The sequence below is a fragment of the Actinoplanes sp. NPDC049599 genome, from assembly GCF_044465625.1.
Taxonomy (GTDB): domain Bacteria; phylum Actinomycetota; class Actinomycetes; order Mycobacteriales; family Micromonosporaceae; genus Actinoplanes.
The window spans coordinates 18,286-38,965 of the sequence record NZ_JBITLX010000026.1; the positions used below are offsets into that span (position 1 = coordinate 18,286).

Genomic DNA, 20,680 nt, shown 5'->3' on the forward strand with positions numbered 1-20,680 from the left:
CGCTATGTGGTCCGGCTCCCTGGCGCCGCTATGTGGTCCGGCTCCCTGGCGCCGCTATGTGGTCCGGCTCCCTGGCGCCGCTATGTGGTCCGGCTCCCTGGCGCCGCTATGTGGTCCGGCTCCCAGGTGCCGCTATGCGGTCCGGCTCCCTGGCGCCGACATGTGTTCCGGCTCCCTGGCAACGACATGGTTCCGGGCTCCCGCCTCCGACGCTCAGTCGTCGACCGCCCTTGCCCGGCCGATCTCGAACCCGAGCTAGCCACCACGCACCACGGTCAGTCGCCGCGCAGCCCGCACCAGATCTTGGAATGCAAAACCGATCTAGAGTCTTTTGCATGGCTGTTGTGATGATCGATCGCCATCCCCGGACGGGCGACACGCTTCTGCCGCGCCGAACGGCCGCGCCAAGCATTGCCGGAGGCCTGCCCACCGCCGAACCCGCAGCACCGGCCCACATATTGAGCAGGATTCTCACACCGCAGGAATCCTCAGGGAACAAAGGGCGTAAAAGTCACGAAGCGGGCAGCGAATTGTCAATCTTGTGGACTTAAGGTTCGGAGCTCACCCCACATCAACAAGATCGAAATCTTGCGCGTCGGTAGCGGTCGGCGCGCGGCCCACGTCACTCCGGCGGGCTATTGCCATCGCCCGATACACCAACCACGCAAAAGACTCTCTAGCAGCACCTCAACTCACCAAGATCCGCAATCAGAGCCCTCGTCGACGAGTCCGAGCCCCGGCACGTGCTGTGGCAGTGGCTCCTGGCCAGCGCCCGAGTCCCCACAAGACACACAGGTCGGGCGAAAGTGGCATAACGAGACCTGCAAGTCGCGCAAAAGGGGCAGAGCGAACCAAGGCGCTGCGAGCGGGTGTGGCGGGCGGACATCGGCAGGCGGGCGAGGTGGGGCAGGGCGAGGTGGGGCAGGGCGAGGTGGGGCAGGGCGAGGTGGGGGGTTGCTAGGCAGGGCGCGGCGGGGCAGGGCTGGGCAGGGCAGGGCAGGGCGCGGCTGGGCTGGGCAGGGCTGGGCAGGGCTGGGCAGGGCTGGGCAGGGCGGGGCTGGGCAGGGCGGGGCTGGGCAGGGCGGGGCGAGGCGGGCGCTCCACCAAGGCGGGAGAGTTCGGGGGCTGGGCGAGCCGAGGCAGGGTGGAAGGGGCGGCGCGGCAGGGGTAGGGCGCGGCGGGCGGGACTGGCGCGACAGCGCGCGGCGAGGCAGAGCGCGGCGGGTGGAGCGCAGGCGCGGCAGGGCGTGGCGGGGCAGGGCAGGGCGGGGCGACGCGAGGGCGTGGCGGACTGGAAGAAACGGCGAGCTGAGGGCTGGACAAGGCGGGGCGAGGACGAGACGGCGGCTGCGGCGTGCGCTGATAAGCAACCCGCAGGAGGCGTCCAGGTGAAACTCATCGCGAGTCGGTCACGCCCAGCGTGACAAGACCGCTGGCCGATCAGCGACCCGAGCCGGCGGAGAGGCAACAAAGCTGACCACAACGGGCTTGGGGGCGGGGATGACCCACGCAGGGACCAAGCCTGACCGCCCGGAGTGGGTTATCCCCGCCCCCAAGCCCCCCATGCAACCACCAGGCAGCGGATAGAACATGCAACCACCCTGCGTTCGGCGGGAGCGACGGTCAGCACCATGCAACCAGGCACGACCGCAATAAAATTCAGACCTTGTCGCCCAATTCCACCTGAGGCTTAGGGACGCGCATCCGGCGGAAGGTCAGCCCGCGCATCATCCCGTAGAGATAAAGCGACCCCATCCGCTGCGAAGTATCCGGGAACCGCTCCGTGACCAGCTTCTTCACCTTGCGGGAGATCAGCACGCTGTCGATGACCACCGCGATGGCCAGGATCGCCCAGAGCAGATTGGCGCCCAGCTGCACCACCGTCGGCATGGCGCCCGTCGAGCCGATGAAGACGATGATCGCGCCCGCGAAGAACCAGGTGCCCGCCGTGCGCTTGGCGTCGACGATGTTGCGGACCAGGGCGCGTTCCGGGCCTCGGTCGCGGGCCAGCAGGTAGCGCTCGTCGCCCGCTCGCATGCCCGCCGCGGACTCCGCCCGCTCGACCTTCTGGCGTTCGCGCATCTGCTTGTACGCCTCGCGCCGGTTGGCCGGGGCCTGCGCCTTGTCGTGCCGGCGCTGGGCGCTCGTGCGCTTCGGCGTGGCGACGCCGAGTTCCTTCTTCGAGGGCGTGTAGGCCTTGGGCTTGGACGTGGCCGAGTGCTCGGGCTCGGCGGTCACCGTGGCGGTGGCGTCGGAGACGAGGTCGGTGGACTTTCGGCGAAACAGCGAGGGCACGTGAGCAGCGTAGCCAAGTCGGCCGGAAAACCTGAAACCGCGCCGACCAGCGGCCGGCGCGGTTTCGGGAAAAGGGAACTCAGACGCGCTCGACCAGGGCGCCGAGGGCGGCCAGCTTGCCCTCGAAGTCCTCGTAGCCGCGGTTGATCAGGTCGACGCCGTAGACCCGGCTCGTGCCCTCGGCGGCCAGCGCCGCGATCAGGTGGCTGAAGCCGGCCCGCAGGTCCGGGATCACCAGGTCGGCCGCGTGCAGCTTGCTCGGGCCGGCGATGACCGCGGAGTGCTTGAAGTTGCGGCGGCCGAAGCGGCACGGGGTGCCGCCGAGGCAGTCGCGGTAGACCTGGATGGTCGCGCCCATCGCGTTCAGCGCGTCGGTGTAGCCCAGGCGCTGCTCGTACACCGTCTCGTGCATGATCGACAGGCCGCGGGCCTGGGTCAGGGCCACCACCAGGGGCTGCTGCCAGTCGGTCATGAAGCCCGGGTGCACGTCGGTCTCCAGCGCCACGGCGTTGAGCTCGCCGCCCGGGTGCCAGAACTTGATGCCGCCCTCGACGCCGGTCACGCCGGTGCGGGCCACCCGGGCGTCGGTGATCTCGAACTCGCCGCCGATGGAGCGGAAGACGTTCAGGAACGTCATCATGTCGGCCTGCTGGGCGCCCAGCACCTCGATCTCGCCGCGGGTGGCGAGCGCGGCCGCGGCCCAGCTGGCGGCCTCGATCCGGTCCGGGATCGGCTTGTGGTTGTAGCCGTGCAGCTTCGGTACGCCGAGGATCTCGATGACCCGGTCGGTGTGCACCGTGATGATCGCGCCCATCTTCTGCAGCACGCAGATCAGGTCCATGATCTCCGGCTCGATGGCCGCGTTGCGCAGCTCGGTCACGCCCTCGGCGCGCACCGCGGTGAGCAGCACCTGCTCGGTGGCGCCCACGCTCGGGTACGGCAGCTCCAGCTTCGTGCCGTGCAGCCCGTTGGGCGCCGTCAGGTGCATGCCCTCGGGCGTCTTGTCGACGACCGCGCCGAACTGGCGCAGCGCCTGGATGTGGAAGTCGATCGGGCGCGGCCCGATGTGGCAGCCGCCCAGGTCCGGGATGAACGCGTGCCCGAGACGGTGCAGCAGCGGGCCGCAGAACAGGATCGGGATCCGGCTCGAGCCGGCGTGCACGTTGATCTCGTCGCTGCTGGCGCTCTCCACGTTCGTGGGGTCCATGACCAGCTCGCCGTCGTCGGCGCCATCGGTGACGATGACCCCGTGCAGGCCGAGCAGGCCGCGGACGACCTCCACGTCGCGGATGCGCGGCACGTCGAAGAGCCGGCTGGGGGTCTCGCCCAGCAGGGCGGCCACCATGGCCTTGGAAACCAGGTTCTTGGCGCCACGGACCCGGATCTGCCCGTGCAGCGGCGTACCGCCGTGTACGGCCAGGACGTCGTCGGTCAACGCAACCTCCAGAGGCGGGCGCGTCAGCGCGCCCGGATGCGGTCAGGGGGTGCAGCCGACGATGGGGGACCGGCGGCTGCCGCCCGGGCAGCATAGCCCTGCGTGACCAGAGCAGAAATCATCACAACGCCCAAGGCGGCACGAATTGCTGATGATTAAGCCAAGAAAAAGGTACGGCCGTGCGCTCGGCTCATCGACAGTTACTCAGAGTGAGTTTTTACGGGAGCGCCAGCATCTTGTCGAGGGCCACCCGTGCGTACTTCGTGGTCTCCGGATCGACGGTGATCTGGTTCGGCACGCGGCCCGCGACGAGCTCCTCGAGCGCCCACACCAGGTGCGGCAGATCGATGCGGTTCATCGTCGAGCAGTAGCAGACCGTCCGGTCCAGGAAGGTGATGTGCTTGTCCGGATGGGCGAGGGCCATTCGGCGTACCAGGTTGAGTTCGGTGCCGACCGCCCAGGCCGAGCCGGCCGGCGCCGCGTCGAGGGCCCGGATGATGTATTCCGTCGAACCGACCTCGTCGGCCGCGCGGACCACCTCGTGCTTGCACTCGGGGTGGACCAGCACCCGCACGCCGGGGACCCGCTCGCGCACCTCGCGCACGCTGTCGATGGTGAACCGGCCGTGCACCGAGCAGTGCCCGCGCCAGAGGATCATCTTGGCGTCGCGGAGCTGCTCGGCGGTGAGGCCGCCGTCCGGCTTGTGCGGGTCGTAGAGCACGCAGTCGTCGAGCTCGAAGCCCATGTCGAGCACCGCGGTGTTGCGACCCAGGTGCTGGTCGGGCAGGAAGAAGACCTTCGGGCTGCCTTCAGTCCGGTCAAGGGCGGTGGTGGGGTGGTCGGACGGGCCCCGCTCGAAGGCCCAGTCCAGGGCCCGCTTGGCGTTGGACGAGGTGCACACCACGCCGTTGTTGCGCCCGACGAAGCCCTTGATGTCGGCGGAGCTGTTCATGTAGGTGACCGGGACGATGTCGCCGGCGATGCCCAGGTCGGTGAACTGCTCCCAGGCCGTCTCCACCTGGCCCAGCACGGCCATGTCGGCCATCGAGCAGCCGGCCGCCAGGTCGGGCAGGATCACCTGCTGGCTCGGGCCGGTCAGGATGTCCGCGCTCTCGGCCATGAAGTGCACGCCGCAGAAGACGATGAACTCGGCCCCGGGCCGGGCGGCGGCCTCGCGGGCGAGCTTGAACGAGTCGCCGGTGACGTCGGCGAACTGGATGACCTCGTCACGCTGGTAGTGGTGGCCCAGCACGAAGACCCGGTCGCCGAGCGCGGCCTTGGCCGCCGTGGCGCGGGCGACCAGGTCGGGGTCGCTGGGCGCCGGCAGATCACCGGGGCAGTCGACGCCACGCTCGCTGGCGGGATCGGTGCCGCGGCCGAGCAGCAGCAGCGCCGTGGCGGTGTTTCCGGGTTCGGTCCAGGTCGACGTCACGGCAACCATGTTTCCACAAGGTTGCCGCGCCGTCGGCCGAGGAGAGAGTGTCCTAGGGCACTCAGCGCCGGCGGCCCTGGAACTTGGTCGCGAGCCGGCGCAGCTTCTCCTGGTTCTCCGGCTTGGCCAGCTGACGCTGGCCCTGCTGGACGATCTTCTGCCCCTTCGGGCTGCGCAGGAACATCTGCAGTCGCTGCATGAGAGTGGCCATGCCACCCAGCGTGACACCGCCACCTGTGCGATACCTGTACTTTCGCAGCGTGCGCGTATTGATCTGCCCCGACAAGTTCGCCGGCACGCTGACCGCCTCCGAGGTCGCCACCGCGGTGGCCGAGGGCTGGCACGCCACCGCGCCCGGCGACGAGACCGTGCTGCGCCCGCTCTCCGACGGCGGCCCCGGCTTCGTCGAGGTGCTCGGCACCGCGCTCGGCGGCCGCCGGCTCCCGGTCGACACCGTCGACCCGCTGGGCCGCCCGGCCCGTGGCGAGGTGCTGCTGGTCAACGGCACGGCCTACGTGGAGAGCGCCCAGGCCTGCGGCCTGCACCTGCTGAGCAAGCAGGAGCGGGACGTCAACACCGCTACCTCGTACGGGCTGGGCCTGCTGCTCGCCGCCGCGGTGGAAGCCGGCGTCGCCGAGATCGTGGTGGGCCTCGGCGGCTCCGCGGTCAACGACGCCGGCGCCGGGATGCTGGCCGCGCTGGGCGCCGCCCCGATCGACGGCAACGGCTACGCGCTGCCGTACGGCGGCCGGCCGCTGATCACCGCGGCCGCGATCGACGGCACCCCGCGGCTGCGGAACGCCCGGATCGTGGCCGCCACCGACGTCGACAACCCGCTGGTCGGCCTGCACGGCGCCAGCAACGTCTACGGCCCGCAGAAGGGCGCCACCCGCGAGGACGTGCTGCGGCTGGACGCGGCCCTGGACCACTTCGCCGGCGTGCTGGAGCAGGCGTTCGGCGTGCCCGACCTGCGGACCCTGCCCGGCGGCGGCGCGGCCGGCGGGATCGGCGCCGCCCTGCTCGCCCTCGGCGGCCGGGTGATCTCCGGCATCGGCCTGGTCACGGCGTTGATCGGGCTCGAGGAGCAGCTCGACGCGGCGGACCTGGTGATCACCGGCGAGGGCTCGTTCGACCACCAGTCGCTGCGCGGCAAGGTCGCCGCCGGCATCGCCAACGGCGCCCGCGACCGCGGCCTGCCCTGCGTGGTCATCGCCGGGCGTAACGAGACCGGCCACCGCGAGGCTGCCGGCGCCGGCGTCACCGAGACGTACGCGCTGGTCGAGCACTTCGGCTCCGAGGCGCAGGCGCTGGCCGAGCCCGCCCGTGGCCTGCGTGAGGTCGCCGCGAGCCTGGCGCGGCAGTGGAGCAGGTGACCCGTGGGCGACATCTCGGCCCCGGCAATTGGGAATACACCCGAACAGAGTTAGCGTTGGCCGGTACGGCACATCACCGGACCGGCAGGAGAACCGCACCGTGACCACTGAAGCGCACACCGAGTCGACCGAGGCCACCACGGCCGCGCCGACCGGCGTCATCTTGACCGACGTCGCGGCCGCCAATGTCAAGCGTCTCATCGCGCAGGAGGGTCGCGACGACCTGCGCCTGCGCATCGCCGTACAGCCCGGCGGCTGTTCCGGCCTGCGGTACCAGCTCTTCTTCGACGAGCGGTCGCTGGACGGCGACATCGTCGCCGACTTCGACGGCGTCGAGGTCGTGGTGGACCGGATGAGCTCGCCGTACCTGGCGGGTGCCACGATCGACTTCGCCGACCGTATCGACGCCCAGGGTTTCACCATCGACAACCCGAACGCGCAGAACTCCTGCGCCTGTGGTGATTCGTTCCACTGATCCGCTTTCCCAACGGCCGTCCCCTCGCTGGAGGGGGCGGCCGTTGCGCATGTCCGCCAGGTGACGCCCGGATGTCGGCGGAGTCGACGGCCGGTAGGCTCACCCGGTAATCGCACCCGACCTCGAGGGCCGACATGAAGATCGCCGTTACCGGCTCGATCGCCACCGACCACCTGATGCACTTCCCCGGCAAGTTCGCCGAGCAGTTGATCGCCGACCAGCTGCACAAGGTCTCGCTCTCGTTCCTGGTCGACGACCTGGTCGTGCGGCGCGGCGGCGTGGCGTCGAACATCGCGTACGGCATGGGCAAGCTCGGCCTGCGCCCGATCCTGGTCGGCGCGGTCGGTGCCGACTTCGCCGACTACCGGTCCTGGCTCGAGCGGCACGGGGTCGACTGTGACTCGGTGCACGTCAGTGAGGTCGCGCACACGGCCCGCTTCGTCTGCACCACCGACGACGACCTGAACCAGATCGCGTCGTTCTACGCCGGCGCGATGAGCGAGGCGCGCAACATCGAGCTGGCCCCGGTCGCCGAGCGCGCGGGCGGTCTCGACCTGGTGCTGGTCAGCGCGAACGACCCGGCCGCGATGATCCGCCACTCGCAGGAGTGCCGGACCCGCGGCTACGCGTTCGCCGCCGACCCGTCGCAGCAGCTCGCCCGGATGGAGGGCACCGACGTGCTGACGCTGATCAGCGGCGCGGAGTACCTGCTGACCAACGACTACGAGCGCTCGCTGCTGGAGACCAAGGCCGGCCTCACCGGCGAGCAGGTCCTCGAGCAGGTCCGGGTCCGGGTCACCACGCTGGGCAAGGACGGTGTGGAGATCACCGGCCGGGGGATCGAGCGGATCCACGTGCCGGTCGCCCGGGACGTCGTCCCGGACGACCCGACCGGCGTCGGCGACGGCTTCCGGGCCGGCTTCTTCGCCGCCCTGGGCTGGGGCGTCGGCCTCGAACGGGCCGCGCAGGTGGGCTCGCTGATCGCCGCGCTGGTGCTGGAGACGGTCGGCCCGCAGGAGTACGACGTCAAGATCGACTACTTCCTCAAGCGCCTCGCCGACTCCTACGGCGACGAGGCCGCCGCCGACGTCCAGCCGCACCTGCCGGCCGCGAACTAGCCGCATGCAGGTCCTCGCCGTCTTCGCCGGCCTGCCGGGCGTGGGTAAGAGCACGCTGGCCGAGCAGGTGGGGACGGTGCTGCCGGCCGCCGTGCTGGCGGTGGACACGGTCGACTTCACGATGGGCGCCTACGACGTCACCGAACCCCGGCCCGGCTACGCCGCGTACGGGGTGGTGGCGGCCCTCGCGGAGACCCAGCTGCGGATGGGCCACCACGTGATCATCGACGCGGTGAACCCGGTGAAGGCGGCCCGGCAGCTCTGGGTCGAGCTGGCGGAGCGCCTCGGCGTGCCGTTGCGGGTCGTCGAGGTGGTCTGCGGCGACGACGCCGAGCACCGCCGCCGGGTCGAGACCCGGTATGCGGCCCGCACCCACGATCGCCATCCAACCGCCCCGCCCGCCACCCTAGAACGGACTAAAGGCGACATCCCGGACTGGGTGCGGGTGCTGGAGCGCCAGACCGAGTACGAGCCCTACCTGGGCCCGCGCCTGGTGGTGGACACGCACCTGGCCACGGACCCGGTCGGCCCGGTCGTCGACTACCTGACCCTGCGCACCTCGTAGACGTCCGGGGCCGGGCTGCCCACGTACTCCTGGCCCTTCAGCCGGCACCACGCCGGGATGTCGTTGGCCGCCGCCGGGTCGTCCGCCAGCACCCGGACGACCGCGCCGACCGGCACCGACGGCATCCGCCGGGCCAGGTCGATGATCGGCAGCGGGCAGCGCCGGCCGCGCGCGTCCACCTCGATCACATCCCCGCCTCCCGCCGGATCGCGGCGACCGTGCCGGGCAGGACCGTCAGGAACCGGTCCACCTCGGCCTCGGTCGTCCGCCGGTGCAGCGACACCCGCACGTTGCCGTGGCTGAGCACCCCCATCGCCTCCAGCACGTGACTGGGCCGCAGCGTCGAGGCCGTGCAGGAGGAGCCCGACGAGACCGCGAAGCCCTGCCGGTCGAGCGCGTGCAGCAGGGCCTCGCCGTCGACGTACAGGCAGGAGAACGTGACCAGGTGCGGCAGCCGCCGCGCCGGGTCGCCGACCACCTCGACGTCGGGCACGGTGGCCGCGACGGTCGCCCGGATCCGGTCCACCAGCGCGGCCAGCCGGACGGCCTCGGCCGGCGCCTCGGCCAGCACGGCCCGCAGCGAGGCCGCGGCCGCGACCACGGCCGGCAGATCGAGCGCGCCGACCGGCCGCGGCCGGTGACGATCATCACCCGGGTACGGCGACAGCCACCGCACCCCCTTGCGCACCACCAGCACGCCCACCCCCGGCGGCCCGCCCCACTTGTGCGCGCTGGCCGTCAGCAGTGACCACCCCGGCGGCACCGGCACCCGGCCGACCGACTGTGCGGCGTCGACGAGCAGCGGGACGCCGTGCTCGGCGCACGCCTCGGCGGCGGCGGTGACCGGTTGCACGGTGCCGACCTCGTGACTCGCGCTGATCAGGGCGGCCAGGGCCACCCCGTCCGCGCCGACGGCCGCCCGCCACGCGTCCACGTCGAGCCGGCCGGCGAGGTCGACCCCGACCGGCACCGCCGTGCCCGCCCGCGCCGCGGCGTGCAGCACCGCCGAGTGCTCGATCGCCGAGTGGACCAGGGTGCGGCCGGCCCGGGCCCGCCCCGCGAGCCCGCCCAGGACGGCGGCGTGCACCGCGGCCGTGCCCGAGGACAGGAAGGACACCTCGTCGGGGCGTACCCCGAGGGATTCGGCCATGCTGGCGTGCGCCGCCTCGCGAAGCTGCTGGGCCCGCCGGCCGGCGGCATAGAGCCGGTCGGGATCGGCCCAACCGTCGGCCAGGGCGGCGAACAGAGCCTCGCGGGCGACCGGATGCAGCGGAGCCGCACTGGCCGCGTCGAGGTACGCAGGATCGGGCGTGTTTTCCACCCTCCGAACGGTATCGTCCACATGATCAGGGGTTTCGGGGGCAGCCCGAAGATCCGACCCCCGGTCCCCGGGGGACCCGGCCAGGTCGAGTAGTGTGCGACCGTCGGTGACACCTTGCCGCTGGTGTCCGGATTCGGCGCACCGGGCGGTGCTTCAGGGAGGCAGGAGCAGGTGGTCTCAAGGAGTTCGGTCGCGCGACCGCGTGTCGTACGGCTCGCCGGGCTCGGTGTCGGTGGTGCCATGCTGCTGGCCCTGCTGTCGGGCTGTTCGCTGAACGGCGTCGGCGGAGCCTTCGGCGGTTTCGGCTGGCCCGAGGGCGGCATCAGCCTGCAGGCCCACAAGATGTACGACCTCTGGATCGCGTCGACGATCGCGGCCCTGGTGGTCGGCGTCTTCGTCTGGGGCCTGATCTTCTGGTGCGTCATCCGGTATCGCAAGCGCGGTGACAACCTGCCCGTGCAGACCCGGTTCAACATGCCGCTCGAGGTCCTGTACACGGTGACCCCGGTGCTGATCGTCGCGGTGCTCTTCTACTACACGGCGATCGTGCAGACCGACGTGGACAAGCTGTCGGCCAAGCCGGACATGACCGTCGAGGTCGTCGCGTTCAAGTGGAACTGGCAGTTCAACTACCGCGACGCGCCCGGCGCGGAGGCGAAGACGGTCGCGTCGACGCTCGGCTCGACCGACGTCATCCCGCTGCTGGTCCTGCCCACGGGCAAGAAGATCCGCTTCGAGGAGACCAGCCGCGACGTCATCCACTCGTTCTGGGTGCCGGAGATGCTCTTCAAGCGTGACGTGTTCCCGGGCAACGTGCGCAACACCTTCGAGGTGACCCTCGACAAGGAGGGCCGCTACGTCGGTCGCTGCGCCGAGCTCTGCGGCACCTACCACGCCTTCATGCAGTTCGAGCTGGTGGTCGTCTCCCCGGAGAAGTTCGACCAGTTCCTCGCCGCCAAGGTGGCCGGCGGCTCCACCCAGGACGCCATGGGTGCGATCGGCTACACCGGCGACCAGAGCTTCGCCACCACCACGCAGCCGTTCGACAGCCGGCGGACCGACCAGGGCTGGAACCAGTCCGGCGCCACCGCGGCGGGGAAGTAGGGGCCCGAGTTGAAGACCGAATACAAGATCTTCGCCGGCGTCGCCCTGTTCCTGTTCGGCGCGGCCGTGGTCTACGCCTTCTACACCCGCGCCGAGGTCGGTCAGCTCGAGTGGATCGGCTTCATCGCGCTGTCTCTCTCCGCCCTGCTCTGCGCGATGTGCGGTGGCTTCTTCTGGTTCGTGGCCCGGCGCATCGACCTGCGGCCCGAGGACCGCGAGGACGGCGAGATCGCCGAGGGCGCCGGCGAGGTCGGCTTCTTCAGCCCGGGCAGCTACTGGCCGTTCGGCCTGGCGCTGGCCGCCTCGACCGCCGCTATGGGCCTGGTGTTCTGGCAGTGGTGGCTGGTCGCGTTCGGGTTGGTCCTGGTGATCTTCGCGGCCTGCGGCCTGCTGTTCGAGTACTACTCGGGCACCCGCCACCCGGCCGAGCACTGAGCGGCCCGCAACGTCCGGAAGGCCCGCACCCCTCGGGGGTGCGGGCCTTCCGTTTTGCCGTTGAGTGCTGCGATCCGCTCAGCACGCCGCTGCCGGTCCGCTCCCGCCGACCGGCACTCCGGGTGTGGGTCAGGCCGCCCGGCGCTGCTGGGGGGCCACCCGGGACCCGCCCGCGGACAGCAGCACGCGGATGGTGACCGGGGCGACGATCTCCGCCGCGCCGCAGCGTGTGCAGAGCAGCTCGGGGCACTCCTCGTCGTGGCCGTCGACGCAGGGTGGCGTCTCGAACGGCAGCTCGATGTCGCAGATGACGCAGCGCAGTTCGCGATCTCGCACGGGTGGCTCCTCTTCGCCGGAAGGTGGATTGACCCGAATGTCGTTCAAACGTTGTCACGGGCCCGCCGCGGACCGGAGGAACCCGGCCCGGCGTGTCAGGAAAATTTTGGCCGGCCGCCGGACCGGTCAGGCGGGCTCGGCGGCCTTCGCGGCCTGAGCGGCCTCGACCCAGCGGCCCAGCAGCGCGGTGGCCGCTCCCGAGTCCACTGTCTGCGCGGCCCGGTCGATGCCGGCCCGCATGGCGTCGGCGAAGGCGCCGGGGAAGCCCGCGTGCGCCGTGAACGCGGCCGCCGCGTTGAGCAGGACCGCGTCGCGGACCGGGCCCTTCTCGCCGGCGAACATGCGCCGCGCGGCGTCGGCGTTGAAGGCCGCGTCGCCGCCGCGCAGGTCGCCCGGGTTGCTGCGGGGCAGGCCCAGATCAACCGCGTCCACGACGGTTTCGGTGACCACGCCGTCCTTGGCCGTCCAGACCCGGGTCGGCGCCGCGGTGGTGAACTCGTCCAGGCCGTCCTCGCCGCGCATCACCAGCGCGGAGTCGCCGCGCCGGGCGAAGACCTCGGCCATCACCGGCGCCATCCGCCGGTCGAAGCAGCCGACCGCGGCGGCGCGCGGCCGGGCCGGGTTGGTCAGCGGGCCCAGCACGTTGAAGAACGTGGGATGGCCCAGCTCACGCCGGGTCACCGCGGCGTGCCGCATGCCGGGGTGGAAACGGGCGGCGAAGCAGAAGCCGATCCCGGCCTCGCGGACCGTCCGGGCCACGCCCTCGGGGCCGAGGTCCAGCGGGATGCCGAAGAACTCCAGCAGGTCGGCGGTGCCGCAGGCGGACGAGGCGGCACGGTTGCCGTGCTTGACCACGGTGACCCCGGCGGCCGCCGTGATGATCGCGGCCATCGTGGAGATGTTGACCGTGTGGGCCCGGTCGCCGCCGGTGCCGACCACGTCCACGGCGCCGGCCCGGACCTCCTCGGGCAGGTCGACCACGGTGGCGTTGGCCAGCATCGCCTCCACCAGCCCGGCCAGCTCACCGGGCGTCTCGCCCTTGGCCCGCAGCGCGACCGCGAAACCGGCGACCTGCACCGGGGTGGCGTTGCCGGCCATGATCTCGCCCATGGCCCAGGCGGTGTCCTGCGCGGTGAGCTCCTCCGCCCGCAGCAGGACGCTCAGCAGGTTCGGCCAGGTCGGTGCTCCCATCCGGGGCACTCCTTCGGGGGGAGGTTTTGATCAGCCTTCGAGGGAGGGGTTCATCAGCCCAGCGTGCCCATGGTGCCCAGCGGGACGACGCCGTTGCGGCGGCCGCGGAGCATGCCGGCGATGGTCTGCCCGGTGGTCACCGGGTCGAGCGGGTGCACCAGGGTGGCGTCCACCTGGGCGAACGCGGCCAGCCAGCGATCGGCGGCGCGGGCGATCACCACGCAGGTGGGCGGCGGGGTCGCGTACTCGTCCTTGGTCTGGCGGGCGATGCCCAGACCGCCGGCCGGGGCCGCCTCGCCGTCGAGGACCATCAGGTCGATCTCGTAGGTGTCCAGCAGGATCCGGCACTCCTCCCAGGTGGAGGCGTCGACGAACTCCACGGACAGGTCGGCGGCGGGGCGGACGCCGATCGCCAGCCTGAGCTGGTCGCGGACCGCGAGGTCGTCGCTGTACAGCAGGACTGTGTACTTGTCCGGCTGCGGCTTGTTGTCGTCGCTCATGTATGCCCCGGTTCCCACGCTGGTAGGTGCTCGCTGATGGTACCGAACCGGCTATCGCGCGTCCGGCTGTGGTCGTACCGTCGGGGCCGGCTCTGTGATCTTGGTCGCCGCCGCCGGGCCCGCGGCAGCCGGGTGACCCTCCCCGGCCTCGGCGCCGGGCTCGCCGCGGCGTTCCTGTTCGGCCTCCGCGCGGTCCAGCGCCCGGTCGATCCGCCGGGCCTCGCGCTCGGACTGCTTGATCCACTGCAGCACCAGGATGCCCAGCATGGTGACGCTGACGATCTCGCCGCCGGCCCACAGCACGCCGCCCGCCACCACCTGGTCGTTCCACGGGTCCGACCAGGCCAGGTTCAGGCTCGGGTACCAGTCGCCGCCGAGCAGCGTGCGGCTCTGCATGATGGTCAGCCCGAGCACCGTGTGGAACGGCACGGACAGCACCATGAGCAGCGCCCGGGCCGGGTACGGCCAGCGGTTCGGCAGCGGGTCCAGCCCCAGCAGCGGCCAGAAGAACAGACATCCGGTGACGATGAAGTGCACGTGGATGAACTCGTGCAGCCAGGCGTGCTCCAGGGTGGCCCGGTAGAGCCCGGTGAAGTAGAGGACGAACGGGTTCGCGACGAAGATCCCGAACGCGACCAGCGGGAACGTCAGCACCCGGGCGACCCGGCTGTGCAGCACCGCCAGCAGCACCTTGCGGTTCGCGGCCGGCAGCGTGCGCAGCGCCAGCGTCACCGGCGCGCCCAGGGCCAGGAAGATCGGGCCCACCATGGACAGGACCATGTGCTGCACCATGTGCACGCTGACCAGCGCGGTGTCGTAGGCCTCCAGGCCGGTCACGGTGACCGCGGCGATCGAGCCCAGGCCGCCGGCCAGGAACGCGACCGTGCGCCCCCGGGACCAGTCGTCGCCGCGCCGGCGCAGCCGGTGCACGCCGTACAGGTAGACGGCGCCGGCGATCACCAGGAACAGGGCGAGCAGGCTGGTCAGCCGGACCTGGGTGAAGATCTCGGCGACGCTGAACGGCGGCAGGACAGTATCCCCCGCGGCCGCCGCGAGCGTGGTGGATTCGACGGGCTGCACCCTTCGAGGCTAGGCCCCCGGGGGCGGCCACCAGCGCACGGGGAGTGGAGTCGCACCGGATTGGGCCCCCCGCGACATCTTCGAGTGATCGCGGGGCAATAATGAGCCCGTGACTGCGGCAGCCATCGACAAGAGCCGGATCCACTCGCTGACCCGACCCAACATGGTCAGCGTGGGGACCATTGTGTGGCTCTCCAGTGAACTCATGTTCTTCGCGGCCTTGTTCGCCATGTACTTCTCGATCCGCGCCGCGGCTCCCGAGATGTGGGCGGAGCACACCGAGGTACTCAACGTCCCGTACGCCACCGTGTTCACGGTGGTCCTGGTTCTCTCCTCGGTCACCTGCCAGCTCGGTGTCTTCGCGGCGGAGAAGGGCGACGTGTTCGCGCTGCGGCGCTGGTTCACGCTCACCTTCGTGATGGGTCTGATCTTCGTGCTGGGCCAGGCGAACGAGTACCGGACGCTGGTGCACGAGGGCGTGACGCTCAACGGCGACGGGTACGGCTCGATGTTCTACCTGACGACCGGGTTCCACGGTCTGCACGTCACGGGCGGTCTGATCGCCTTCATCGTCTACATGATCCGAACCACCATGGGCCGGTTCACCCCGGCGCAGGCGACCTCGGCGATCGTGGTGTCGTACTACTGGCACTTCGTCGACGTCGTGTGGATCGCGCTGTTCGCCATGATCTATTGGCTGCAGTAGTCGCCCGCCGCCCGTGAGTTTCAAGGTCGAGAACCCAGAGGACACAGCCCATGACTTCTGACACCCCCGCCGGCCGGCGTTTCCGGGTGTTCAACCGGCGGCGGTCGGCGCCCAGCCGGGTGCGGCGCCGGCTCGGCGCCGCGGCCCGCATGCTCGCGGCGCTCGCGCTCGCCGGTGGCGTCTACACCGCCTTCGCCCCGGGTGCGTTCGCCGACGACGACCGCCAGCTCTCCGCGTCCGCGCAGGAGGGCAAGGCGCTCTTCGACAACAGCTGCATCACGTGCCACGGGCGCAACGCCGAGGGTGTCGAGGGCCGCGGGCCGAGCCTCATCGGCGTAGGTTCGGCGTCGGTCGAGTTCCAGGTGGGCACCGGCCGCATGCCGATGACCCGCCAGGAGGCCCAGGCCGAGCAGAAGCCGCCGCAGTTCGACAAGGCGCAGACCAAGCAGCTGGGCCAGTACATCCAGGAGCTGGGTGGCGGCCCGCAGGTGCCCAGCGGTGACCTGACCGTCACCCTCGAGGAGAACCCCGAGGCGCTGGCCCGCGGCGGCTCGCTGTTCCGGGTCAACTGCACCTCGTGCCACGGCTTCGGCGGCGGCGGCGGCGCCCTGTCCTCGGGCAAGTACGCACCGAGCCTGCACGACGCGACGACCGAGCAGATGTACGCGGCGATGCTCTCCGGGCCGCAGAACATGCCGGTCTTCGGCGACAACGAGCTCAGCCCGGATGAGAAGCGCGAGATCATCACGTACGTGAAGATGCAGCTCCAGGATGAGAAGGACCCGGGCGGCCTGTTCAACCTGGGCCGGTACGGTCCGGTCACCGAGGGGCTGGCGATCTTCGTCGTCGGCATCACGATCCTGGTCTTCGCGGCGCTGTGGATTGCGGGGAAGTCATGACCGTTGTGAAGGAGCCGCACGGCGCGCACGGGACCGGCACCGAGCCGGTCGACGTGAACGATCCCCGGCTGACGCGCTTCGACATCGTCCGAGAGGGCGCGCGGCGCGACGACATCGAGATCGTCACGTACGAGTCGCAGTTCGAGGGCACGAACAGCAAGGCCGAGAAGCGCGTCGTGCGCAACATCGCCTTCCTGTTCCTGTTCTCGGGCGCGGCGGCGCTGGTCTTCCTGGTCTTCTACATCGTCTGGCCGTGGGAGTTCGAGCTGGGCCAGGCCCGGAGCGACTACTTCACCCCGATCCTGGGCATCTCGCTCGGCCTGTCGCTGCTCGCGCTGGGCTTCGCGATCCTGGCCTGGGCCAAGAAGCTGCTGCCGCACGAGGTCTCGATCCAGGACCGGCACAACACGCCGTCCAGCGACGACGACCGGCTGATCACCGGGCAGACCATCGCGTACCTGGGCGACGAGCTCAGCGTGGCGCGCCGGCCGCTGCTCAAGGGCGCGATCGGCCTCGGCCTGGCGCCGCTCGGCCTGGTCGCGGCCGCGCCGCTGATCGGTGGCCTGATCGAGAACCCGCACAAGGGCGACGAGCCGATGATGTTCCACACCGGCTTCGACCCGGTGGCCAACGACGGCAAGCTGGTCCGGCTCACCCGCGACGACGGCACCCCGATCCGGCCCGAGGACGTCAGCGCCGGCGGCCAGATCACGGTCTTCCCGGGCATCCCGCACGGCGCCACCAACGAGTACGCGGACTCGCCGACCCTGCTGATCCACCTGCGGCCCGACGACGCCGCGGACGCGCAGGCCAAGAACGCGGGGGATACGATCAACCGGGACTCGATGTGGGGCAACTACATCGCGTACTCCAAGATCTGCACCCACGCCGGCTGCCCCGCCAGCCTGTACGAGCAGCAGACCAACCGGTTGCTCTGCCCGTGCCACCAGTCACAGTTCATGATCACGGACAATGCGCGCCCGATCTTCGGTCCGGCCAGCCGCCGCCTCCCGCAACTGCCCATCCAGGTGGACGCCGAGGGGTTCTTCGTGGCAGCTTCGGACTACAAGGAAACCGTTGGGCCAGACTTCTGGGAGCGGCCATGAAGCGCCGAAAGCTCGACCTCGCGCAAGTTCCCGCTAACGTCGGCAAGGGGCTGGACGACCGCTACAAGGCGGCCACCCCGCTGCGCGGCCTGCTGAACAAGGTCTTCCCGGACCACTGGTCGTTCCTGCTGGGCGAGATCGCGCTGTTCTCGTTCATCGTCCTGCTGCTCACCGGCGTCTTCCTGACCCTCTTCTTCGATCCGTCGATGAAGGAAGTCGCCTACGACGGCTCCTACCCGGCGCTGCGCGGCACGATGATGTCCGCGGCGTACGAGTCCTCGCTGAACCTCTCGTTCGAGGTGCGCGGCGGCCTGTTCATGCGGCAGATGCACCACTGGGCGGCGCTGCTGTTCATGGCGTCGATCGTGATCCACATGGCCCGCGTCTTCTTCACCGGCGCGTTCCGCAAGCCGCGCGAGGCGAACTGGGCGATCGGCGTCGCGCTGTTCCTGCTCGGCTTCCTGGCCGGCTTCACCGGCTACTCGCTGCCGGACGACGGCCTGTCCGGCACCGGCCTGCGCATCGCCTCGGCGATCATGCTGTCGATCCCGGTCATCGGCACCTGGGTCTCCGCCTCCATCTTCGGCGGCGAGTTCCCGGGCCACCTGATCATCGGCCGCTTCTACATCGCGCACGTGCTGCTGATCCCGGGCGGCCTGCTCGCGCTGATCAGCGTGCACCTGGGCCTGGTCTTCGCGCAGAAGCACACCCAGTGGCCCGGCCCCGGCCGGACCAACGACAACGTCGTGGGCGAGCGCATGTTCCCGCGCTACGCGCTCAAGCAGGGCGGCTTCTTCATGGCCGTCTTCGGCGTGATCGCCCTGATGTCGGGCCTGTTCCAGATCAACCCGATCTGGCTGTTCGGCCCGTACCGCGCCTCCGAGGTGTCGTCGGCGAGCCAGCCGGACTGGTACGTCATGTTCATGGACGGCCTGGTCCGCCTCATGCCGGCCTGGCAGATCGACATCCCGATCGGCGACGGCTACGTGATCCCGCCGCTGTTCTGGCCGGCGGTCGTCGGCCTGGGCGCGCTGATGATGGTGCCGATGTTCTACCCGTTCATCGAGGCCCGCCGGCTCAAGGACAAGACGTCGCACCACCTGCTCCAGCGCCCCCGGGACAACCCGGAGCGCACCGGCCTGGGCGCGATGGCCTTCACGTTCTTCATCATCGCCACCCTCTCCGGCGGCAACGACGTGATCGCCGACAAGTTCCACATCAGCCTGAACGCGATGACCTGGGGAGGCCGCATCGGCCTGGTGATCCTGCCGCCGCTGGCGTACTACCTGGCGGTCCGGATCTGCCTGGGCCTGCAACAGCACGACCGCGAGGTGCTGGCCCACGGCGTGGAGACAGGCATCATCAAGCGCGCCCCGGACGGCCGCTTCTACGAGGTCCACCAGCCGCTGGGCCCGGTGGACGACCACGGCCACCCGCTGCCGCTGGACTACGCGGGCTGGGTCGTCCCGAAGAAGATGAACCGCCTCGGCGCGTTGGCGCCGGCGGTGAAGGGCTTCTTCTATCCGGTGGAGAAGCCGGCCGAGGCGCCGGTTTCGCCTGGCATGCCGCCGGTGACCGCGCGCGAGGAGCGCGAGGAGATCACCTCCGGTCGGTAGTCGGTCTTCTGCGGGGAAGGGGTCCTTCGGGGCCCCTTCTTTTTTGTTCTTTGGTCGTGCCTGGTTGCATGGTGCTGACCGTCGCTCCCGCCGAACGCGGGGGTTCTGTGGCGCTGCTTTGCAGGCTGCCTCGTTCGCGCAGCGCGGCTTGGCCTTGCCTTACTCGGGTTCGGCTCGGCCGGCGTGGTTTCGCTCCGTCTTGGCGTCATTGTCGTCGTGGGCGTGTTGCTCGACGGTGCTTGCAGCGCTCGGGGCCGGTGCCGCGGGGAGGGCGTTGTTGATGAGGACGGCTGCGATGGTGGCGGCGGTGGTGAACGTTTCCGTGTTGAGGACTCGGCTGCGGGCCGAGGCGCCGTCCAGGAGCAGCGCCAGCTGCTCGCCGAGTTGTTCGGGGCTGGTGGCTCCGGCCTCGCGGGCGGTATCGGTGAGCCGGGCGGCAAAAGCTTTCTTGTAGTCGCGGGCGTATACGCGTGCCGGGTGGTCCGGGTCGGGGATTTCGACGGCCGCCGCGATGAACGGGCACAGCGGCGCGTGCACCTCGAACGCGGCGAGAAGGCGTTCGCGAGGTGTGAGGTCGGTGCGGTCGAACACCTCGGGCAGGATGTCCGGATCGAATCGGCGCAGGCATTCGGCGATCAGCTCGTCCTTGCCGGCGAAGTGCTGGTACAGCGTGCGCTTGGACACCTCGGCCACCGCGCAGAGCTGGTCCATGCCGGTGCAGTTGATGCCCTGGTCGCGGAACAGTTGTTGGGACGCGCCGACGATGCGCTCCCGTGCGCCCCGGCCGCGGCGCAGGCCACGCGGCCCCTTCTCCAACTCTGTCACGGGCCCAGCGTAGCCCACTTGGGTACCGACCGGTGTGCATAGCTTGCGCCCGGCGTCACCGGTCGGTACGTTAAGCAGGCAGATCGGTGTACATAACATCGGCACGGCGGGTGGACGGAGCGGTTGTGGGAAAGCTCGATGGCAAGGTTGCGGTGATCACCGGCGCGACAAGCGGGATGGCGCTGGCGGGTGCGAAGTTGTTCGTCGACGAAGGAGCTCACGTCTTCATCTCGGGCCGGCGGAAGGACGCGCTGGACGAAGCCGTCAAGCTGATCGGCCGGAACGTGACCGGGGTGCAGGCCGACTCGGCCGACCTCGATGACCTGGACCGTCTGTTCGAGACGGTCAAGCAGGAAAAGGGCGCGGTCGACGTGTTGTGGGCAAGTGCTGGGACGGGCGAGCAGGGCAGGCTCGGTGAGATCACCGAGGAGCAGTTTGATGGCGCCTTCTCGCTGAACGCGCGCGGCACGCTGTTCACGGTCCAGAAGGCGCTGCCGCTGTTCAACGACGGCGGCTCGATCTTCCTGACCGGGTCGAACGCGTCGCTCCGGGGCTACCCCGACTGGAGTGTCTACGCGGCGAGCAAGGCCGTGCTGCCCGCCTACGCGCGGGTGTGGGTGTCCGAGTTGAGGGACCGGAAGATCCGGGTGAACGTGCTGACCCCCGGCCAGGTCGCCACGCCGATTCTGGCGGAGGTGATGGACGAGCAGATGAAGGCGCAGTTCGAGTCCGTGATCCCGCGGCGGGAGATGGGCCGCCCCGAGGAGATCGCGTCGGTCGCGTTGTTCCTCGCCTCGGACGACTCGAGCTACGTCAACGGCATGGAACTGGTGGTCGACGGCGGCACCACAGTGATCTGAACTTTCGC

At 70.4% G+C, this 20,680-nt stretch carries 22 protein-coding genes; 11 read left to right on the forward strand and 11 right to left on the reverse strand.

Features of this window, described 5'->3' with window-relative positions; all coding sequences use genetic code 11:
- Nucleotides 1–1,659 precede the first annotated feature (1,659 nt).
- From ACIBQZ_RS33270 to ACIBQZ_RS33285, 4 genes are all read right to left on the reverse strand, one after another.
- A complete protein-coding gene (locus tag ACIBQZ_RS33270) occupies nucleotides 1,660–2,295 on the reverse strand; it encodes a DUF3043 domain-containing protein (RefSeq protein ID WP_396092802.1) in 636 nt (211 codons plus the stop codon).
- A gap of 79 nt (nucleotides 2,296–2,374) precedes the next feature.
- Nucleotides 2,375–3,730 carry a UDP-N-acetylglucosamine 1-carboxyvinyltransferase gene (gene murA / locus ACIBQZ_RS33275; protein WP_396092803.1) on the reverse strand — a complete coding sequence of 452 codons (1,356 nt, stop codon included), beginning with the start codon at nucleotides 3,728–3,730 and terminating at the stop codon, nucleotides 2,375–2,377.
- A gap of 217 nt (nucleotides 3,731–3,947) precedes the next feature.
- Entirely contained in the window at nucleotides 3,948–5,162 is a 1,215-nt protein-coding gene (nadA, locus tag ACIBQZ_RS33280) for a quinolinate synthase NadA (RefSeq protein ID WP_396092804.1), read from the reverse strand.
- A 61-nt stretch (nucleotides 5,163–5,223) separates the two neighbouring features.
- On the reverse strand, nucleotides 5,224–5,373 hold the full coding sequence (locus tag ACIBQZ_RS33285; RefSeq protein WP_212990411.1) for a hypothetical protein: 150 nt from the start codon (nucleotides 5,371–5,373) through the stop codon (nucleotides 5,224–5,226).
- A gap of 49 nt (nucleotides 5,374–5,422) precedes the next feature.
- Between ACIBQZ_RS33285 and ACIBQZ_RS33290 the strand changes: the two genes are divergently transcribed.
- From ACIBQZ_RS33290 to ACIBQZ_RS33305, 4 genes are all read left to right on the forward strand, one after another.
- Nucleotides 5,423–6,535 carry a glycerate kinase gene (locus tag ACIBQZ_RS33290; protein WP_396092805.1) on the forward strand — a complete coding sequence of 371 codons (1,113 nt, stop codon included), beginning with the start codon at nucleotides 5,423–5,425 and terminating at the stop codon, nucleotides 6,533–6,535.
- A gap of 100 nt (nucleotides 6,536–6,635) precedes the next feature.
- Nucleotides 6,636–7,010 carry an iron-sulfur cluster insertion protein ErpA gene (gene erpA, locus ACIBQZ_RS33295; protein WP_203776979.1) on the forward strand — a complete coding sequence of 125 codons (375 nt, stop codon included), beginning with the start codon at nucleotides 6,636–6,638 and terminating at the stop codon, nucleotides 7,008–7,010.
- Nucleotides 7,011–7,144: 134 nt separating this feature from the next.
- Nucleotides 7,145–8,128, forward strand: coding sequence for a carbohydrate kinase family protein (locus ACIBQZ_RS33300; RefSeq protein ID WP_396092806.1), 984 nt, complete (start codon nucleotides 7,145–7,147; stop codon nucleotides 8,126–8,128).
- Nucleotides 8,129–8,132: 4 nt separating this feature from the next.
- The gene (locus ACIBQZ_RS33305; RefSeq protein ID WP_396092807.1) at nucleotides 8,133–8,693 is read left to right on the forward strand and encodes an AAA family ATPase; all 561 of its coding nucleotides are present in this window, start codon (nucleotides 8,133–8,135) and stop codon (nucleotides 8,691–8,693) included.
- Here ACIBQZ_RS33305 and ACIBQZ_RS33310 read toward each other — a convergent pair.
- On the reverse strand, nucleotides 8,669–8,881 hold the full coding sequence (locus ACIBQZ_RS33310; protein WP_396092808.1) for a sulfurtransferase TusA family protein: 213 nt from the start codon (nucleotides 8,879–8,881) through the stop codon (nucleotides 8,669–8,671). The genes ACIBQZ_RS33305 and ACIBQZ_RS33310 overlap by 25 nt on opposite strands.
- Nucleotides 8,878–10,014 carry a cysteine desulfurase family protein gene (locus tag ACIBQZ_RS33315; RefSeq protein WP_396092809.1) on the reverse strand — a complete coding sequence of 379 codons (1,137 nt, stop codon included), beginning with the start codon at nucleotides 10,012–10,014 and terminating at the stop codon, nucleotides 8,878–8,880. Before ACIBQZ_RS33315 ends, ACIBQZ_RS33310 begins: the two co-directional genes overlap by 4 nt.
- Before the next feature lie 240 nt (nucleotides 10,015–10,254).
- Between ACIBQZ_RS33315 and coxB the strand changes: the two genes are divergently transcribed.
- Nucleotides 10,255–11,118 (forward strand): cytochrome c oxidase subunit II, encoded by an 864-nt coding sequence (gene coxB / locus ACIBQZ_RS33320; RefSeq protein ID WP_396092810.1) that lies wholly within the window; start codon nucleotides 10,255–10,257, stop codon nucleotides 11,116–11,118.
- A gap of 9 nt (nucleotides 11,119–11,127) precedes the next feature.
- Nucleotides 11,128–11,553: a cytochrome c oxidase subunit 4 gene (locus tag ACIBQZ_RS33325; RefSeq protein ID WP_396092811.1), complete on the forward strand. Its 426-nt coding sequence runs from the start codon at nucleotides 11,128–11,130 to the stop codon at nucleotides 11,551–11,553.
- A gap of 129 nt (nucleotides 11,554–11,682) precedes the next feature.
- Here the strand turns inward: ACIBQZ_RS33325 and ACIBQZ_RS33330 are convergent, their stop codons facing one another.
- From ACIBQZ_RS33330 to ACIBQZ_RS33345, 4 genes are all read right to left on the reverse strand, one after another.
- The gene (locus ACIBQZ_RS33330) at nucleotides 11,683–11,889 is read right to left on the reverse strand and encodes a hypothetical protein (RefSeq protein WP_396092812.1); all 207 of its coding nucleotides are present in this window, start codon (nucleotides 11,887–11,889) and stop codon (nucleotides 11,683–11,685) included.
- Between the two features lie 126 nt (nucleotides 11,890–12,015).
- Nucleotides 12,016–13,080, reverse strand: a complete 1,065-nt coding sequence (trpD, locus tag ACIBQZ_RS33335) for an anthranilate phosphoribosyltransferase (protein WP_396092813.1) — start codon at nucleotides 13,078–13,080, stop codon at nucleotides 12,016–12,018.
- Between the two features lie 53 nt (nucleotides 13,081–13,133).
- Nucleotides 13,134–13,580 (reverse strand): hypothetical protein, encoded by a 447-nt coding sequence (locus ACIBQZ_RS33340; protein ID WP_396092814.1) that lies wholly within the window; start codon nucleotides 13,578–13,580, stop codon nucleotides 13,134–13,136.
- A gap of 51 nt (nucleotides 13,581–13,631) precedes the next feature.
- Complete coding sequence (locus ACIBQZ_RS33345) at nucleotides 13,632–14,660, reverse strand: cytochrome c oxidase assembly protein (protein WP_396092815.1); 1,029 nt, start codon at nucleotides 14,658–14,660, stop codon at nucleotides 13,632–13,634.
- A 109-nt stretch (nucleotides 14,661–14,769) separates the two neighbouring features.
- On the opposite strand from ACIBQZ_RS33345, the gene ACIBQZ_RS33350 reads away from it, so the two are divergent.
- From ACIBQZ_RS33350 to ACIBQZ_RS33365, 4 genes are read left to right on the forward strand one after another with little or no spacing between them, the layout of a single operon-like run.
- Complete coding sequence (locus tag ACIBQZ_RS33350; RefSeq protein WP_396092816.1) at nucleotides 14,770–15,366, forward strand: heme-copper oxidase subunit III; 597 nt, start codon at nucleotides 14,770–14,772, stop codon at nucleotides 15,364–15,366.
- A gap of 50 nt (nucleotides 15,367–15,416) precedes the next feature.
- The gene (locus ACIBQZ_RS33355; protein WP_396092817.1) at nucleotides 15,417–16,265 is read left to right on the forward strand and encodes a c-type cytochrome; all 849 of its coding nucleotides are present in this window, start codon (nucleotides 15,417–15,419) and stop codon (nucleotides 16,263–16,265) included.
- A 5-nt stretch (nucleotides 16,266–16,270) separates the two neighbouring features.
- The gene (locus tag ACIBQZ_RS33360) at nucleotides 16,271–17,371 is read left to right on the forward strand and encodes a ubiquinol-cytochrome c reductase iron-sulfur subunit (protein WP_396092902.1); all 1,101 of its coding nucleotides are present in this window, start codon (nucleotides 16,271–16,273) and stop codon (nucleotides 17,369–17,371) included.
- Complete coding sequence (locus ACIBQZ_RS33365; RefSeq protein ID WP_396092818.1) at nucleotides 17,368–18,987, forward strand: cytochrome bc complex cytochrome b subunit; 1,620 nt, start codon at nucleotides 17,368–17,370, stop codon at nucleotides 18,985–18,987. Before ACIBQZ_RS33360 ends, ACIBQZ_RS33365 begins: the two co-directional genes overlap by 4 nt.
- Nucleotides 18,988–19,146: 159 nt before the next feature.
- On the opposite strand, the gene ACIBQZ_RS33370 is transcribed toward ACIBQZ_RS33365, so the two are convergent.
- Complete coding sequence (locus ACIBQZ_RS33370) at nucleotides 19,147–19,812, reverse strand: TetR/AcrR family transcriptional regulator (RefSeq protein WP_396092819.1); 666 nt, start codon at nucleotides 19,810–19,812, stop codon at nucleotides 19,147–19,149.
- A 125-nt stretch (nucleotides 19,813–19,937) separates the two neighbouring features.
- Between ACIBQZ_RS33370 and ACIBQZ_RS33375 the strand changes: the two genes are divergently transcribed.
- On the forward strand, nucleotides 19,938–20,672 hold the full coding sequence (locus ACIBQZ_RS33375) for an SDR family NAD(P)-dependent oxidoreductase (RefSeq protein ID WP_396092903.1): 735 nt from the start codon (nucleotides 19,938–19,940) through the stop codon (nucleotides 20,670–20,672).
- The last annotated feature ends 8 nt before the right edge of the window (nucleotides 20,673–20,680 follow it).

Excerpts from the sequence above, each read along its gene's own strand:
- trpD (WP_396092813.1), bottom strand. The coding sequence starts at position 13,080 with ATGGGAGCACCGACCTGGCCGAACCTGCTGAGCGTCCTGCTGCGGGCG.
- ACIBQZ_RS33355 (WP_396092817.1), top strand. The coding sequence starts at position 15,417 with ATGACTTCTGACACCCCCGCCGGCCGGCGTTTCCGGGTGTTCAACCGG.
- ACIBQZ_RS33340 (WP_396092814.1), bottom strand. The coding sequence starts at position 13,580 with ATGAGCGACGACAACAAGCCGCAGCCGGACAAGTACACAGTCCTGCTG.
- ACIBQZ_RS33305 (WP_396092807.1), top strand. The coding sequence starts at position 8,133 with ATGCAGGTCCTCGCCGTCTTCGCCGGCCTGCCGGGCGTGGGTAAGAGC.
- ACIBQZ_RS33300 (WP_396092806.1), top strand. The coding sequence starts at position 7,145 with ATGAAGATCGCCGTTACCGGCTCGATCGCCACCGACCACCTGATGCAC.
- ACIBQZ_RS33285 (WP_212990411.1), bottom strand. The coding sequence starts at position 5,373 with ATGGCCACTCTCATGCAGCGACTGCAGATGTTCCTGCGCAGCCCGAAG.
- coxB (WP_396092810.1), top strand. The coding sequence starts at position 10,255 with ATGCTGCTGGCCCTGCTGTCGGGCTGTTCGCTGAACGGCGTCGGCGGA.
- ACIBQZ_RS33365 (WP_396092818.1), top strand. The coding sequence starts at position 17,368 with ATGAAGCGCCGAAAGCTCGACCTCGCGCAAGTTCCCGCTAACGTCGGC.